18 protein-coding genes are annotated in these 15,401 nt (G+C 49.8%); 17 read left to right on the plus strand and 1 reads right to left on the minus strand.

Going from position 1 to position 15,401, the window contains the following annotated elements:
- The first annotated feature begins 39 nt into the window (after positions 1-39).
- From RB298_RS14730 to RB298_RS14810, 17 genes are all read left to right on the plus strand, one after another.
- Entirely contained in the window at positions 40-705 is a 666-nt protein-coding gene (locus RB298_RS14730) for a redox-sensing transcriptional repressor Rex (RefSeq protein ID WP_009595150.1), read from the plus strand.
- A complete protein-coding gene (locus RB298_RS14735) occupies positions 680-1,981 on the plus strand; it encodes an amidohydrolase (protein WP_096773303.1) in 1,302 nt (433 codons plus the stop codon). Before RB298_RS14730 ends, RB298_RS14735 begins: the two co-directional genes overlap by 26 nt.
- 31 nt (positions 1,982-2,012) lie before the next feature.
- A complete protein-coding gene (locus tag RB298_RS14740; RefSeq protein ID WP_192572459.1) occupies positions 2,013-2,531 on the plus strand; it encodes a cell wall elongation regulator TseB-like domain-containing protein in 519 nt (172 codons plus the stop codon).
- A 258-nt stretch (positions 2,532-2,789) separates the two neighbouring features.
- On the plus strand, positions 2,790-3,323 hold the full coding sequence (locus tag RB298_RS14745) for a hypothetical protein (protein ID WP_009595224.1): 534 nt from the start codon (positions 2,790-2,792) through the stop codon (positions 3,321-3,323).
- The gene (locus RB298_RS14750) at positions 3,316-4,818 is read left to right on the plus strand and encodes an AAA family ATPase (protein ID WP_015734565.1); all 1,503 of its coding nucleotides are present in this window, start codon (positions 3,316-3,318) and stop codon (positions 4,816-4,818) included. The genes RB298_RS14745 and RB298_RS14750 overlap by 8 nt, the downstream gene beginning before the upstream one ends.
- Before the next feature lie 134 nt (positions 4,819-4,952).
- The gene (locus RB298_RS14755) at positions 4,953-5,825 is read left to right on the plus strand and encodes a 3-hydroxyacyl-CoA dehydrogenase family protein (RefSeq protein ID WP_036665598.1); all 873 of its coding nucleotides are present in this window, start codon (positions 4,953-4,955) and stop codon (positions 5,823-5,825) included.
- Entirely contained in the window at positions 5,822-7,030 is a 1,209-nt protein-coding gene (locus tag RB298_RS14760; RefSeq protein ID WP_015734567.1) for an acetate/propionate family kinase, read from the plus strand. The genes RB298_RS14755 and RB298_RS14760 overlap by 4 nt, the downstream gene beginning before the upstream one ends.
- Positions 7,031-7,060: 30 nt before the next feature.
- Positions 7,061-8,356 carry an asparagine--tRNA ligase gene (gene asnS / locus RB298_RS14765; protein ID WP_009595170.1) on the plus strand — a complete coding sequence of 432 codons (1,296 nt, stop codon included), beginning with the start codon at positions 7,061-7,063 and terminating at the stop codon, positions 8,354-8,356.
- A gap of 18 nt (positions 8,357-8,374) precedes the next feature.
- Positions 8,375-9,121 carry a DnaD domain-containing protein gene (locus RB298_RS14770; RefSeq protein ID WP_009595106.1) on the plus strand — a complete coding sequence of 249 codons (747 nt, stop codon included), beginning with the start codon at positions 8,375-8,377 and terminating at the stop codon, positions 9,119-9,121.
- 480 nt (positions 9,122-9,601) lie between these two features.
- Entirely contained in the window at positions 9,602-10,291 is a 690-nt protein-coding gene (locus RB298_RS14775; protein WP_486047452.1) for an HAD family hydrolase, read from the plus strand.
- 19 nt (positions 10,292-10,310) lie between these two features.
- The gene (locus RB298_RS14780; protein ID WP_486047453.1) at positions 10,311-10,976 is read left to right on the plus strand and encodes an HAD family hydrolase; all 666 of its coding nucleotides are present in this window, start codon (positions 10,311-10,313) and stop codon (positions 10,974-10,976) included.
- A gap of 286 nt (positions 10,977-11,262) precedes the next feature.
- Positions 11,263-11,532, plus strand: coding sequence for a CD3324 family protein (locus RB298_RS14785; RefSeq protein ID WP_009595112.1), 270 nt, complete (start codon positions 11,263-11,265; stop codon positions 11,530-11,532).
- Positions 11,533-11,757: 225 nt separating this feature from the next.
- Positions 11,758-12,474 (plus strand): CPBP family intramembrane glutamic endopeptidase, encoded by a 717-nt coding sequence (locus tag RB298_RS14790; RefSeq protein WP_486047454.1) that lies wholly within the window; start codon positions 11,758-11,760, stop codon positions 12,472-12,474.
- 223 nt (positions 12,475-12,697) lie between these two features.
- Positions 12,698-13,189, plus strand: coding sequence for an RNA polymerase sigma factor (locus RB298_RS14795; RefSeq protein WP_486047455.1), 492 nt, complete (start codon positions 12,698-12,700; stop codon positions 13,187-13,189).
- Complete coding sequence (locus tag RB298_RS14800; RefSeq protein ID WP_096773307.1) at positions 13,186-13,644, plus strand: hypothetical protein; 459 nt, start codon at positions 13,186-13,188, stop codon at positions 13,642-13,644. The genes RB298_RS14795 and RB298_RS14800 overlap by 4 nt, the downstream gene beginning before the upstream one ends.
- Before the next feature lie 23 nt (positions 13,645-13,667).
- Positions 13,668-14,783, plus strand: coding sequence for a hypothetical protein (locus RB298_RS14805; RefSeq protein ID WP_096773308.1), 1,116 nt, complete (start codon positions 13,668-13,670; stop codon positions 14,781-14,783).
- Positions 14,784-14,874: 91 nt separating this feature from the next.
- Positions 14,875-15,015 (plus strand): hypothetical protein, encoded by a 141-nt coding sequence (locus tag RB298_RS14810; RefSeq protein WP_009595238.1) that lies wholly within the window; start codon positions 14,875-14,877, stop codon positions 15,013-15,015.
- A 55-nt stretch (positions 15,016-15,070) separates the two neighbouring features.
- Here the strand turns inward: RB298_RS14810 and RB298_RS14815 are convergent, their stop codons facing one another.
- Positions 15,071-15,364 (minus strand): SdpI family protein, encoded by a 294-nt coding sequence (locus RB298_RS14815; protein ID WP_015734579.1) that lies wholly within the window; start codon positions 15,362-15,364, stop codon positions 15,071-15,073.
- Positions 15,365-15,401 lie beyond the last annotated feature (37 nt).

Consider the following 15,401-nt stretch of genomic DNA (forward strand, 5'->3'; position numbering starts at 1 on the left):
AAAGATGTAGTTATTAACCTATTATTAGGGGGAGCATGCATGAAATCGGAAAAAATTTCGGAAGCCGTGGTCCGCAGATTACCTGTATACTTGCGCTATTTGAATGAGCTTCAGAAGAGGGAGGTTTCCACGGTTTCCTCCCAGGAGCTGGGACAGAAGCTGGACCTCAATCCTGCTCAAATTCGTAAGGACCTGGCGTATTTCGGTGATTTTGGACGGAAAGGGATCGGATATGATGTTTCTTATCTGATCGAGAAGATTCGCCAGATTCTGAAGCTGGACCAGAAGATCAATGTCGCATTGGTCGGGGCCGGTAATCTTGGACATGCATTATCGAATTACAATGCATTCCTGAAGGATAATATGAAGATTGTGGCGATTTTCGATTCGTATTCTCCCAAAGTTGGTATGAAAATTAACAATTTGGTCGTACAGCCGATGGAAGAGCTGGAGAAGACGGTTCATGAGCACGGCATTCGAATCGGGATTATTACCGTTCCGGATTTCGAAGCGCAGAACGTCGCGAATCAGCTTATCGCCTCAGGGATCGAGGCGATTCTGAACTTTGCGCCAACCATCCTGAAAGCCCCAGCCCATATCCGGATTCATACGGCTGATTTTACAACGGATTTGCAAAGTTTGGCCTATTATTTGGATAACGGCAAGGAGGATGCAGCACATGACAACAACGAAGTGGATGGTTAAGAACGGAACGTTTGCAGTACTGGAGGAAGGCCAATCCGTGCTTCGCGGATACCTGGTGGTTGAGAACGACCGGATCACGTACCTGGGCGAAGAGGAGCCCGTCGTGGAAGAGGGGACAGAGATTATCGACGGAACCCATCTGTTCTTCCTGCCCGGATTGGTGAACACGCATGGACATGCCGCCATGTCGCTTCTTCGCGGCTATGGGGACGATCTGGCGCTGCAGGTATGGCTTCAGGAAAAAATGTGGCCGATGGAAGCCAAATTCACGTCAGACGACGTATATTGGGGCACATCGCTCTCCGTGCTGGAGATGATCAAGGGCGGAACCACGACGTTTGTGGATATGTATGACCATATGGATCAGGTCGCGAAGGTTGTCCAGGACTCGGGAATGCGCGGCGTCCTGACGCGCGGCGTAATCGGTTTATGCCCGCCCGAGGTACAGCAGCAGAAGCTGGATGAGGCGGTGGCATTCGCGAAGGATTGGCATGGCAAGGCTGACGGCAGAATTACGACGATGATCTCGCCGCACGCGCCTTATACCTGCCCGCCGGATTTCATCGAAAAATTCGTTCAAGCATCCCATGACTTGAACCTGCCTTTGCATACCCATATGTCCGAAACGGAAACTGAAGTGGCTCAGAATGTTAAGGATTACGGGCTTCGCCCCGTTGCCCATTTGGAGAAGCTGGGCATGTTCTCCCGTCCTACGCTCCTTGCGCATGCCGTTCATCTGACCGATGAGGAAATCGAAGTCTTGGCCAAGCATCAAGTAGCCGTATCGCATAATCCCGGAAGCAATTTGAAGCTTGCCAGCGGAGTCGCCCGCGTACCAGCGCTGCTGAAAGCCGGCGTAACGGTGTCGCTCGGTACCGACGGACCTGCTAGCAACAATAACCTGGATATGTTCGAAGAGATGCGGCTGGCTGCCCTGATCCATAAAGGAGTAAGCGGGGATCCGACGGCCATTCCGGCCTCCGAAGCGCTCCGAATGGGCACGGTATACGGAGCCAAGTCCGCTTTCCTTGAGGATATCGGTATGCTCGCGGTTGGGATGAAGGCCGATATGATCGCATTGAATACGGATCAGGCGCATTTCCTTCCACGGACCGACTATATTTCTCACGCGATCTACTCTGCCAGCGCGAAGGATGTAGAGCATGTATGGGTTGACGGCAAGCAGGTGGTGAAGAATGGCGCGAGCCTTACTCTCGACGAGGAACGCATCCGCCGGGAAGCGCAGCGTGCATTTGAGCGTCTTACAACCCTCTAGGGAATAATCAAGGGGAGCGAGGAAGACGGATTTGAAGAAAAAAACGAAGTGGATATTGCTGAGCGTGTCCGGCGTCCTGCTATTATTGCTTGGCCTACAGCTCTATTATTCCTATGTTATGAAAGATACGTGGAATGAAGAAAGAATGGCGATCCTTGCAGCGAAACAGCATGGCCAATTGGTCTCGTCCGACAAGACCTATAAATCGGTATGGGGCGAGGACAATAACTATTGGGTGGTCAGCGGGAAAGATAAAGACAATCAAGACCGCATGGTCTGGGTGAAGTTTACGGACGATAACGTTCCTGTTGAAGGGACAGATGCCGTTCAGTCGGTGTTATTGAATACGGGCATGTCAGAGGCCGTGATGCGGGACCAGATCCGTAACGAAATGCCGGGTGCGGTCATCAAGCGATTGCTGCCGGGAATGTATGAAGGCGAGTATGCCTGGCAGCTGCAATATGAAAACAACGGTCAGCGCGGTTACCGATTCTATCGTTTTCAAGACGGAAACGCCATCGGAAATGATATTATTCTTCCTAATCAATAAGAAAACAAATGAAAAGGCGTCCCCTCATAGGGATGCCTCTTTGGCACATAAATATGTAAGCGCATACAGAAATAAATTGGTAAAACTGTTCTAAATATTTTCACAGACAAGCATGAAAAAGTATATAAGATATGATATACTCGTACTTGTACGAATTGAGCAGATCAATTACATGCCTCACCATATATCGTTGTTATATGTATTATTGTGCTGCAATTGCTATACAAAATTTCATATCGAAATTGAAGGAGGAACTTCATGAAACTGCGCATTGTACCTATCATGCTGACTGTCGTGATCTCAGCATCGGTCCTCTTTGGCGGTTGGTTTCTGTATCGGCAGATGGCTTTGCAGAATCCGCTCGCAACTGTTGTGTCACAATACGATGGCGTGAAAAGTTCTCATATAGATATTAAACAGGATACCGTGACTTTGAATCTTGATTTGGCTCCGGATGCGAATTTACAAGGTTTGGTTCAGCATATTAAGCAGGAAGGCAAGTCCGTGATCGGGAAGCGGGAATTGAGAATCCAGGTGGAGGACCATTCCTCGGAAGCATTGGATCAATGGTGGGAGCAAGCGATGCTGTCGGTTGCCGAAGCGATGGACAATAAACAGTATACCGATATTCAATCATCGCTCGAGCAGCTGGCTGCCCAGTCGCCGAATTTGAAAGCAAAAGCAACGATCGATGACACCAATGTCTATGTCAGCTTGTCGGACGGCAAGTCTGGTAAATTTATAATCTTGCCGCGTCAACCTGGCAAAATGGAGGTGTGGAACCATGCCTAAATTAGCAAAAGAAATCATGTTAGGCTTCATTCCGGTTTTGTTGGTATTCCTTGTGTTTGTCGGCGTGAACATCGTGCCTCTCTTAATAGCGGCAGGACTCGTAGGCGGCTTGCTGTTTATAGCCAAGATGAAGGGCGGCATCGCGGTTGGTGCCGGAAATGAGCGAAAGCGGAAGAAGAGCGGCCCGGCCAAGCTGACGTTCGAGGAAATCGGCGGGCAGGATAACGCTAAGCAGGAGCTGCGGGAAGCATTGGATTTTCTGATTCGTCACGAGGATATCAAGAAATTCGGCATACGTCCATTGAAGGGGATTCTTCTAACAGGGCCTCCGGGAACAGGGAAGACCTTGATGGCCAAGGCCGCTGCCCATTATACCGATTCTATATTTGTCGCTGCTTCCGGCAGTGAATTCGTGGAGATGTATGTCGGCGTCGGTGCAGGGCGTATCCGGGATTTGTTCAAGGATGCCCGCAACCGCGCGGCCAAAGAAAACAAGCAAAATGCCATCATCTTCATCGATGAGATCGACGTCATCGGCGGTAAACGCGAAGGCGGCCAACAGCGAGAGTACGATCAAACGCTGAATCAGCTGCTGACCGAAATGGACGGCATCTATTCGCAGGACACGCCTCGCATTCTGGTGATCGCCGCAACGAACCGTAAAGAAATGCTGGACAGCGCGCTGCTGCGTCCAGGACGATTCGACCGCCATATTCAAGTGGATCTGCCTGATAAGAAGGGCCGGACGCATATCTTAAACCTGCATGCGGGCAATAAGCCGCTGCATCAAGATGTCGACCTGGAAAAAATAGCAGAGGAAGCCTATGGCTTCTCGGGTGCACAGCTGGAGAGCGTCATGAACGAAGCCGCCATCTATACGATGCGCGAGAACGAACAATTTATCCATCAGCGTCATCTGTCCATGGCGATTGACAAGGTCATGATGGGCGAGCGTTCCGACCGTGAATCGAATTTGGAGGAGAAAAAGCGTGTTGCCATCCACGAATTGGGACATGCTATCATGGCAGAGCTGGTGCGCCCAGGCAGCGTGAAGCAAGTCGCGCTCAGCCCGCGCGGCAAGGCGCTTGGTTATGTTCGCCATAATCCGCAGCAGGAACAGTATTTGTACACAAAAACCTTCCTGGAAGAGCAGATTATGATCGCTCTTGGCGGCGCGGCCGCCGAAGAGATCTATTACGGGGGCCGAAGCACGGGCTCCAGCAATGACTTCGAGCAGTCGCTGAACATCGTGGAGACGATGATGAAGTCGGGTCTGACGTCGCTGGGTATCGTTAACATGAACATGGTTACTACCGAAGAGCTGATGAAAGAGAACAATGTGATATTGGAAGAGCTGATGAATCGCACCAAAACTCTTTTGGAGCAGAAACGGCCGATATTCGACAATTCTCTTGACATCCTGTTGAAGGAAGAAATTCTCTCGGGAGAACAATTTCGTTGTCAATTTCGTGAAAACGCGCTTTTACCAGCATAAATTGTTATGCTGGTTATTTTTTTTTACTTTTTTGTCGTGCTAAGATATTATTATACTTTGTGCTCTAAAATGTATTTTTCGACAAATGGGGTACAATTAAAGTATAGAGATAAGGAAAGGGTGGAGTAGAAACCATGTACTTCAAAAAAATCGGCGTTGTAGGCGGCGGGACCATGGGGCAGGGCATTGCGGAGATGCTGGCAGCCAAGGGCCTTGACGTACTGCTCGTAGAGAAAACTCCAGAGAAACTGGACTATTCATACCGAATGATCGAGACCAGTCTAGATAAACAACTGGAGAAATGGGGAATTACCCAGGCAGAGAAGAAACTGATCCTGAACCGGATTCAAAAAGTAACTCATTTTGCGGAGCTTAGCACCTGCGATATGGTAATTGAGACGATCATAGAGGACTTGGATGCAAAGAAAGAAGTATTTACACAGCTGGATCAGGTTTGTCCAAGCCACGTAATATTAGCAAGTAATACATCCACGCTTAGTTTGACGGAGCTCGCCAGCTCCACCAAATATCCTGAGCGTGTTATTGGCATGCACTTCATACATCCCGTTTCCAAGGTCGACCTCGTTGAAATCATTCGCGGCTTGAAGACTTCAGATCATACGTTTAACGAAACCAAACGCTTTGTTGAGGAAGTTTCGGATAAAAAGGGCATCATGGTCTATGAATCTCCAGGTTTCGTCACCACCCGCATGATCACGCTCATGATCAACGAAGCGATGCATCTCTTGCAAGAAGGCGTAGCCTCCGCGGAAGATATCGACGACGCCATGAGAATCGGATATAACTTCCAGCACGGACCGCTGGAAATGGCCGACCGTTTCGGCCTGGATTCCATTCTCGCCGCGCTGGAGCGCATGTTCCGCGAGTACGGCGAACTGAAATACCGTCCATCGATTGTCTTGAAGAAATTGGTTCGCGCAGGACAACTGGGCGTTAAAACCGGAGAAGGCTTTTTCAAGTACGACAAGGATGGTGACCGGGTATGAATATTCTCGTAATTAATGCAGGCAGTTCTTCGCTGAAGTATCAACTGTACGATATGACGGATGAATCCGTGCTGGCCAAAGGATTGGTTGAACGGATCGGCATGGATTCCTCGATTCTGACGCATAAGCCGACAGGAAAACAGGACGTAACCGAAGTCAGCGAGATTCTGGAGCATACTACCGCGATCCGCAAAGTGCTTGGCATGCTGACAAACGAGGAGCACGGCGTGATCGATTCCATCGAAAGCATTCAGGCCGTAGGGCATCGCGTGGTGCATGGCGGGGAATCTTTTAAAGAGTCCGCTCTCGTAGACAGTGACGCCAAAGCGGAAATCCGCCGCTTGTTCGATCTGGCTCCGCTGCACAATCCGGCCTCGATGATGGGGATCAAAGCCGCAGAAACCAATATGCCTGGCGTTCCGCAGGTCGTTGTGTTTGATACGGCGTTCCATCAGACCATGCCGGAGAAATCGTACCTGTACGCTATTCCGAGAGTACTTTATAATAAGTATAAAGTACGTCGTTACGGTGCGCACGGTACTTCCCATGCCTATGTCAGCCAGGCGGCGGCAGAATTCCTGAACCGTCCGCTGGAGGATCTGAAGATCATTACCTGCCATATCGGGAACGGGGCTTCCCTCACAGCGGTAAAAGGCGGCAAGTCCATCGATACTTCCATGGGCATGACGCCGCTGGAAGGACTCATGATGGGTACGCGCAGCGGTGATTTGGATCCTGCGATCGTGCCGTTTGTCATGAATAAGGAAGAGCTTACCGTAAATGAAGTGAACTCCATGCTGAACAAGCACAGCGGCTTGCTGGCGATTTCCGGAATCAGCAGCGATATGCGCGAGATCACGGAAGGCATGGAAAAAGGCGATCCGAACTCCACATTAGCTTTTGAAATGTACGAGTATCGTGTCCGTAAATACATCGGTTCTTATGCTGCCGCCATGAATGGCGTGGATGTCATCGTATTTACGGCGGGCGTCGGCGAGAATTCGATCGTTCTTCGTCAAAGAGTGCTTGAGCAGCTTACCTATCTCGGAGTAGAATTGGATGAGGAGCTGAACAGCATTCGATCCGGCGAGCCGCGCCGTATTTCCGCGGCGAACTCGAAGGTTGAGGTACTCGTGATCCCTACCAATGAAGAATTGGTTATCGCGCGGGATACGCATCGTATCGTTCAAGCTTCCAACCGTTAAATAGTAGTGATATAAGGGAGAGATTTATGCATGGCCACCAAAAGTGTGATTCGTAACGTCAACCAGCATGTCGGCGAGACCGTCACGATCGGCGCCTGGATCAACAACAAGCGTTCCAGCGGGAAGATTCAATTCCTGCAGCTTCGCGACGGCTCCGGCTATATCCAGGGCGTTGTAGTGAAGAGCGAAGTATCCGAACAGGTATGGGAAGACGCGAAAAGCCTGACACAAGAAAGCTCTTTGTATGTGACGGGTGTTATACGTGAAGAGCCGCGGAGCCAATCGGGTTATGAGATGACGGTTACCGGCATTGAAATTATACATCTTACGGAAAACTATCCGATTACGCCTAAAGAGCACGGTGTCGATTATTTGATGGACCATCGTCATCTGTGGCTTCGTACGCAGAAACAACGTGCGATTATGGTGATCCGTGCAGAAATTATCCGCGCCGTTCAAGAGTACTTTGATACCAACGGCTTTACGCTTGTGGATCCGCCGATTTTGACTCCGACTTCTGCGGAAGGCACAACCAATCTGTTCCACACGAAATATTTTGATGAGGATGCCTATTTGACCCAGAGCGGACAGTTGTACATGGAAGCTGCTGCCATGGCACTCGGCAAGGTATACTCCTTCGGGCCGACATTCCGCGCCGAGAAGTCCAAAACCCGCCGTCACCTCATCGAGTTCTGGATGATTGAGCCTGAGATGGCCTTCACGGACCATGAGGAGAGCCTTCAGGTGCAGGAGCAGTTCATCAGCCATGTGGTGCAATCCGTCGTTAAAAACTGCCGTCAGGAGCTTGAAACGATCGGTCGCGACATTTCGAAGCTGGAGGCGATCCAGGCGCCGTTCCCGCGGATTACGTACGATGAGGCGATTGAATTCCTGCACACGCAGGATTTTGATATTCCTTGGGGCGAGGATTTCGGCGCGCCGCACGAAACGGCCATTGCCGAGAAGTATGACAAGCCGGTCTTTATTACCCATTATCCGGCGGGCATCAAGGCTTTCTACATGAAGCCGGATCCGAATCGTCCGGAGGTCGTGCTGTGCGCAGATATGATCGCGCCGGAAGGTTACGGCGAGATTATCGGAGGATCGCAGCGGATTGACGATCCACAGCTGCTCGAAGAGCGCTTCAAGGAGCATGACCTATCGATGGAAACTTATCAATGGTATATGGATTTGCGTAAATACGGCACCGTGCCTCATTCCGGATTCGGCTTAGGCCTTGAGCGTACCGTTGCGTGGATTTGCGGCTTGGATCATGTTCGTGAAACGATTCCGTTCCCACGGACCCTGTACCGGATGTACCCGTAAGCCGTGAGAGGAGAGTCCATGGACCACGGCAACGCGGATACCGGCATGAACGGTTGGACGGCCGGCGCCGCTGCCGGCATGAGCCAAGGGATGGCGATCATTCCTTATGCCCTGCTCCGGCATTACCGGTCACTTGGTTTAAGCGATCGCGAAGCGATGCTGGTCATCCATTTGATCGGGTATCAGCAGGTGGAGTTTAAGACGTTTCCTTCGCTGGAGGAGCTTGCGGAGGTAACGGGCTCTCCTGCCGCCTTCATCGCTGCAAGCCTGCAGCGCCTGATGAAGGTAGGACTGATCGGCATTGATGAATATGTCGACGAGGGCCAGGGAATTCATTATGAGCGATACAATCTGAACGGATTGTATGAGAAGCTTGCTGCGTGCCTGGCCCAAGAGGGCAGGGACAAAAGCCCTGAAGCAGCCAAGTTTGCTTCACCTCTGTTGAATGCCCGTCCAGCTTCCGGCAAAACAGCTGCATCGGAGAAACCCGCTCCGGAGAAGGAAGAGCGGAATCTGTTCACCATTTTCGAAAAGGAATTCGGACGTCCGCTATCGCCGATGGAGCTGGAGACAATCTCCGGCTGGGTCGACGCGGACCGCTACCCGGACGAGTTGATCCTGTTAGCGCTAAAAGAGGCGGTATTTGCGGGCAAATTGCATTTCCGCTACATTGACCGGATCCTGCTCGAATGGAGCCGCAACCGGGTGCGTACCGCACAGGATGCCAAAGCCTATACGCAGAAATTCAGAAATATCGGAAGATAGCTCAGAAGCACGTCCATGAAGGACGTGCTTTTTTTGTATGCGATGGAAATATTCCGTTTCCAAGCGTTTTGACTCATGATGGAAAATGCGGTCTTATACTAGTAACAATTTTGCAAAATGCAGAAACTAGCTGTCCCTTTTTTCCCCTTGTCATGTGTTATAAATCATGAAGGCACCTTCAGTGATGTTTTGCTGATGAGAGGGGAAGGCCTAGCATGGGTGGATGAGGCCCAAGATCTTTATTACCATATCGCATTGAACAGCAAAGGGAAGCTAACAAAAGAGAACATGATAGAAATCGCAGAGCGCTTTATTAACTAACGACATGTACATGTCCCAAAGGTTTTGTGAAACCTAAGCCCTTGGGACTTTCTTTATGCAGCCTGGTCCAGCGGCCGTTTCAGGTCCTGATTAGCAGGAGAACCTTTCCGGATTAGCGAATGCATATAGTTGCAGCATCGGCCGGAGGGGGAGATGGAGATGAGATACAAGGCCATTATTTTTGATCTGGACAACACGTTGCTAGACTACAGCCAGAGCGAAAAGAAATGCATGCAGCAGGCGCTGGAGTTATACCGTCTGCATGAGGATTTGACGTGGGATGAGTTCTGGGGGACATTCGGACCGATCAATATTAATTACTGGATGAGCCGAATTCAGCATAATCACGACATTAGGCAGGTGTTGGAGCACTCCTTCACGGACACGTTCCTTGGATTGAAGCGGGAATTTAACCAGTGCCGGGAGATCTCGGAAACATACTGGGGGTTATTTTGCAGTTCTCCCCATTTGGAGCCGCATGGCGATCTTATACTGGAGCACCTGCACGGCAATTTTGCGCTTGGCGTGATCTCCAACGGCATTGGTGAAGCACAGCGCAAACGTCTTGCGGCAGGAGGCTTGTTTCATTATTTTGATTCCTTCATCATTTCGGATGAAGTAAAGTACTGGAAGCCGGATCCGCATATCTTTGAGCTTGCTTTGCAGGAATTAGCGGTTGACTCAAGCGAGGTTCTGTACATAGGGGATTCGCTTACGGATGATTATGAAGGAGCAGCGAATGCAGGAATTGACTTTTGTTATTATAATCGCCGGGGCGCCCCTTTAAGCGACCGTCATCGGCCTGCTTATACGATCAAGGATCTTATGGAGCTTAAGGATCTGACTTAGGAATCATGAAAGAAGGAGAATGATCGAATTGAAATACAAGCATATTCTATTTGATTTGGACGGAACCCTGACCGATCCGCGCGAAGGCATCACGAAAGCTGTGAGGCACGCACTCGGTCAGCAAGGGATTATCGTCAACGATCTTTCCGAGCTGGAATGTTTTATCGGTCCCCCGCTCCAGGAGACCTTCACCGAAAAGTACCATTTCAACGAGGCCGAGGCTTGGGAAGCAATTCTCAGCTATCGTGAATATTTCAAGGACACCGGCCTGTATGAAAATGAAGTATATGTCGGAATTCGCGATGTATTGGATCTACTGTTATCGCAAGGGCGACATTTGTATGTCGCTACCTCCAAGCCTGCGGTTTTTGCGGAAACGATACTTGAGCATTTCCAGCTGTCCGCTTATTTTACCATGGTGTGCGGAAGCGAACTGGACGGCACCCGGTCCGCCAAGACCGAAATCATTCAGCATGTTCTGGATACCTGCCGTATTGATGCTTCGGAAGCCGTCATGATCGGAGATCGGATGCATGATTTAATAGGAGCACGGAATTGCGGGATACACAGCATGGCTGCAGGTTACGGCTATGGTTCGGAGGAAGAGCTGACGGCATGCCGGCCGACCTATTTCTTCAAAACGGTGGAGGAGATGCTCCGGTCGTTTGCAAGCTTAGCGGTTTAGGATCTCCTGCCGATGAGACGGAGGCTTCGATTTTTCGCCTAACATCGGTTATAATGGTCATAACCAGTCGGAATGTCATAATTTGTGAAGGGAGGGGCATGATCATGATCATGATGGGAAGATTGACGATGAGCTCTATGCAAAGTCTATATGATGAACAACGGCGGTTGTTTGCATGGAGCGATGAGAAAGTTACCGCCTGATTACCTCGCGTAGAGAGGGCCGTTTATCTATTGGACTTTGCATCCTTAAAACCTTTATTTTAATTTTAAGGAGCAGAGCTACCATGAAATATATAAACGCGGATATTATACTTCCCGAGGAATTGCTGAAGGAAGTGCAAAAATATGTACAGGGCGGGATGGTATACATCCCGAAACCCGAAGGATTGCGCAAGAAATGGGGAGAAAACTCGGGCAGCCGGGTGTATTTGAAAAAAAGAAACCTGGAAATCCGGCAGCTGTTTGCTTCAGGCGCCACGATTGACCAGCTTTCTTCTCAGTATTGTTTATCCTGCGATTCCATCAAAAAAATCGTGTATACCAAAAACAAGTAAAAGCAAGTCACATTGGAACTGATTCTGATGTGACTTTTTTCTTGTGTAAAAAGCGGCTCGAATCAGGTATCATGAAATGAAAAGACGATGTGTGGGATGGGAGAGAAAAGTTTGTCCGTAAGGAAATGCTCAAGTGACTTTACAGTTTGCTACATGCTTCTGGCTACGGCTATTATTGGGGTTCAGCTAATTTCATTTCCGATGGTTTTTATATGGGGGGCCGTTTTGACTCTGGCTTATATCGCGTGCAGGAGGGTCAGTCTGTTCAACCCTTCGAAACGGATAAGCGATACAGCCATGCTGGCGCTGAACATGATCATGGGGTACATCCTTTATCGTACCTTTGGTGAAATCATACAGAATGGGTTGGCCGATCACGAAGCCTGGGGAATTATTCTATCGAGGCTGGGCCTGATTCTGTTCGTGATGCCCTTTGCGCTCGCGGCAATGCGGACGAGAGAAAAACCGCTTTATCTTGCCAAAGGCACCTGGAGGTCAACGATTTATTTTCCATGGATTTTCAAGGGCCCGCTCAAGGACCCGATCTGGCGGTTTATGCTGATATTCCTGGTTATGGTTTGTGCCGTATTTTCATTTTTTATGGACTGGGGACAGCCTGAACTCCTGGCTCTTGCCGGTTATGCCCTTTCTTTTGCGCTGATCAATGCAGTGCTGGAGGAGCTGTTATGGCGGGGTTACATACTTAGTCATTTTGCAAGTCGGTTTGGGGAGCTGAAAGGGCTTGTCATCGCCGGAGTTACCTTTGGTTTATACCATTACCACCTCGGTTTTTCATGGCCCGTTTGCCTGTTGTTTTCCATCTTTGGTATCATGATGGGGGGCGTAGCTATTCGTTCGAAAGGATTGGCTCCCGTCATGGTCATGCATTTTGCGATGAACGTTCTATTCGTCCTTAGCGGTATGATTCTGTACCCTTCCTAAGGGCGTCGATAGACGTTCTTTTTTGTTTTGGCCGGTACGGGCAAATTATGGGACAAGCTGTGTTGGTCTTGTTTTTAGATTCATCCATATTTTTTTTGAAAAAAGTGCAGGGGCAGCTCATAAAGCTGACGTCTATGTATTTGGGAAGGAGGGGAGAGTTATTGATGCAGAAACGTTAATTGCGCGCATCCTGCAAGGTGAGCAAGAAGCCTTTCGGGAACTGGTGAACCAATACAGCCAGCACGTGTTCCATACGGCATATTCGGTCCTGCGGGATGCCAAGGAAGCGGAGGATGCGTCGCAGGAAGTGTTCATACAAGTATACAAAGCTCTCCCCCAGTACAGAGCTGAAGGTTTTAAGACCTGGATTACCCGTATCGCCTTGAACAAAGCGATTGACATGAAGAGGAAGCTTTCCCGTAAACCGCCGGAGCAGCTGCCCGGCGAACATGAAGAAGTGCTGGATAAACTCCCTTCCCGGGACGAGGATGTGGTTTCTCTGCTCATACATAAGGAGAGAAGAGAGGAACTTCGAGAGAAAATTGAAGCTTTGCCGGACAATCACCGCGCCATTATTACGGCTTTTTATTTGGAAGAGAAAAACTACGAACAAATCGCTGCCGAGCTGAATGTCACGGTCAAGACGGTTGAATCGAAATTATACCGGGCCAGACAATGGATTCGGAAATCGTGGAAGGAGGAGGAGTGGAAATGAACGCCAAGGATCACGAGCTCAAGCTGCTGACCGAACGTTATGTTAGAGGGGAAGGCTCGCCCGAAGAACGAACTTCTTATGAAGAGCTCATGCTAACGGATGACGGCGTGCTGGAGATCTATATGCAGGTTCTGTCGGAGCTTGATGCCGAACTTCCCGGTATGGCAGATCCTGAAGCATTTGCCGAACAGGTGGTGGAACATGAACAGATTAAGCCTTACACCCCGAAAGCACCGCTGCGGATTCAGGAACGGCCCAAGCGCTGGTACGAACGCGCCATCGTCCATTATGCCATAGCGGCGTCCATTACGATGCTGTTCCTCTTCACCGGGGCATTCGACCGGCTGCTTCCCAGTGAGATTAGCGGTCAGGTCCCTTTATCCGATACGCCTTCCTATAGTGAGCAATGGGTGGAAAAAACAACGGGCTGGCTGGACCGGCTATTAACCAGATAAGAAAAATGAAAGGAAGATGCTTAGTGCAACCGCAACGAAGTAAAGGTTTTGCCTTTATACTCAATATCCTTCCGGGTCTCGGCCATTATTATTGGGGGAGGAAGGGACGGGCGCTGTTATATCCGCTGCTGTTCTTCGGAAGCCTGTTCGGCGGGATTTTGCTTGGAATCATGTCGGCTTCCGACGCAGTATTTGCGCTGGGACTTCTCGGTGCTTTAATGATCTGGGGGATCAGCATGCTCGATCTGCTCATTGCGTTGATCCGTTATACCCCCGTCACGATTATTCATGATGAATTCGGGCGGCCGATGGAGATTCGCCAGGACAAGAGCGATGAGTCCGAGCGCTTTTATACCATCCTGCTGTCCTTCATTCCCGGCCTTGGCCATTTTCAACTGGGCTTGATGCAGCGCGGGCTGTCATTCCTGATCGCCTTTTTCGGACTTGGAACGATTCTGGTGTTCCTGACGGGGTTGACTCATGAATCGGTGTTCCTGCTGTTTTTGGGCATGCTGCCGATCATATGGCTTTATTGCATGTTTGACGTGGTACAGCTGGTTCACCGCAAGCAAGCCGGGGACCTGCTCATAGACCGCACGCTGTTTGATGAGCTGGAGAGCGGCCGGGAGAGCGGGCGCCGCAGCAAAGTGTTTGCCACCTTGCTATCGGCGTTTCCCGGAGCGGGTCAAATGTATTTGGGTTTGCAAAAACGCGGACTGCAACTCATGGTTCTATTTCTTGGCAGCATCTATGTACTGGATGTGCTTAAGCTCTCGGTATTCCTGTTTTTGATCCCGTTGATCTGGTTTTATGCCTTTTTCGATGGTTTGCAGCAAGTCAGCCGCTATGGCCGGGAGCCGCTCCGGGATCGGCCGATCATCTCGGGCCTTGGAAATCAGCAGCGCTGGCTCGGGCTTGGCCTGCTCATCCTTGGCATCTATTTCGTATTTACGAGCGTAGTGATGCCTTATGTTGAAACGCTGTTTCCGGATTTGCACCTGGATTACCGGATCCGAACCTACATGAAAACCGTGATCGTAGCGGTGCTTCTCATCGGAGGAGGAATCAAGCTGATGACAGGCTCGAAGAAGGATTCACGGAGTGGAAATCGTCCATTTTATGATTCCGACAACGATTGAAATGTCTGATCATCACCTGAAAGATTCCAACCGATGATCAAGCGTGCGCAAATCAACCAGTATTGATGAACGAGACATGGGGGGAGATATTGTGGCCAAGAATCTGTATTATTTGTTGTATATTGCTCTGTTTGTTGGGACCTGTTTGTTTGTCGTCAATGCCTACTCCTCGCCGGATCCGGTACCGTCGCCTTCGATCTCTTTATCGGAGCAGGATCAGAATCGGCTATGATTCACCTAGCGTTTAGCGTTCCAAAGAAAAAACCTGTAAAACGATTGTGATCGTTTTACAGGTTTTTTAGCTTTCGTTCAACGAGAATATAAATCAGGATAAAAACGATGACGGTTGAAATGACGGTCGTCATGAAGTGGCCGGTAAGCCTGGCGATCAACAGCAGGATGACTCCGAAAATCATCAGCAGCAAGCTGACGTAGGCGTTGGCAACTTTAAAATTCCGTTCATTTTTGAGTGAAGACGTCGTTTTGTAAGCATAAAAACTTGTGGAGCTTTTAGGCGGAATCAAAAAGAGGACCAACCCGTACAAAATAAACACGACGCCGATGGCTAAGCTTTCAAGCACCCTACACACTCCTCTGGAAGGATAAGCCGGATGCACC

Origin of the sequence: Priestia sp. BR_2 (assembly GCF_041954005.1) — a bacterium.
Classification (GTDB): Bacteria; Bacillota; Bacilli; order Paenibacillales; family Paenibacillaceae; genus Paenibacillus_AQ; species Paenibacillus_AQ lautus_A.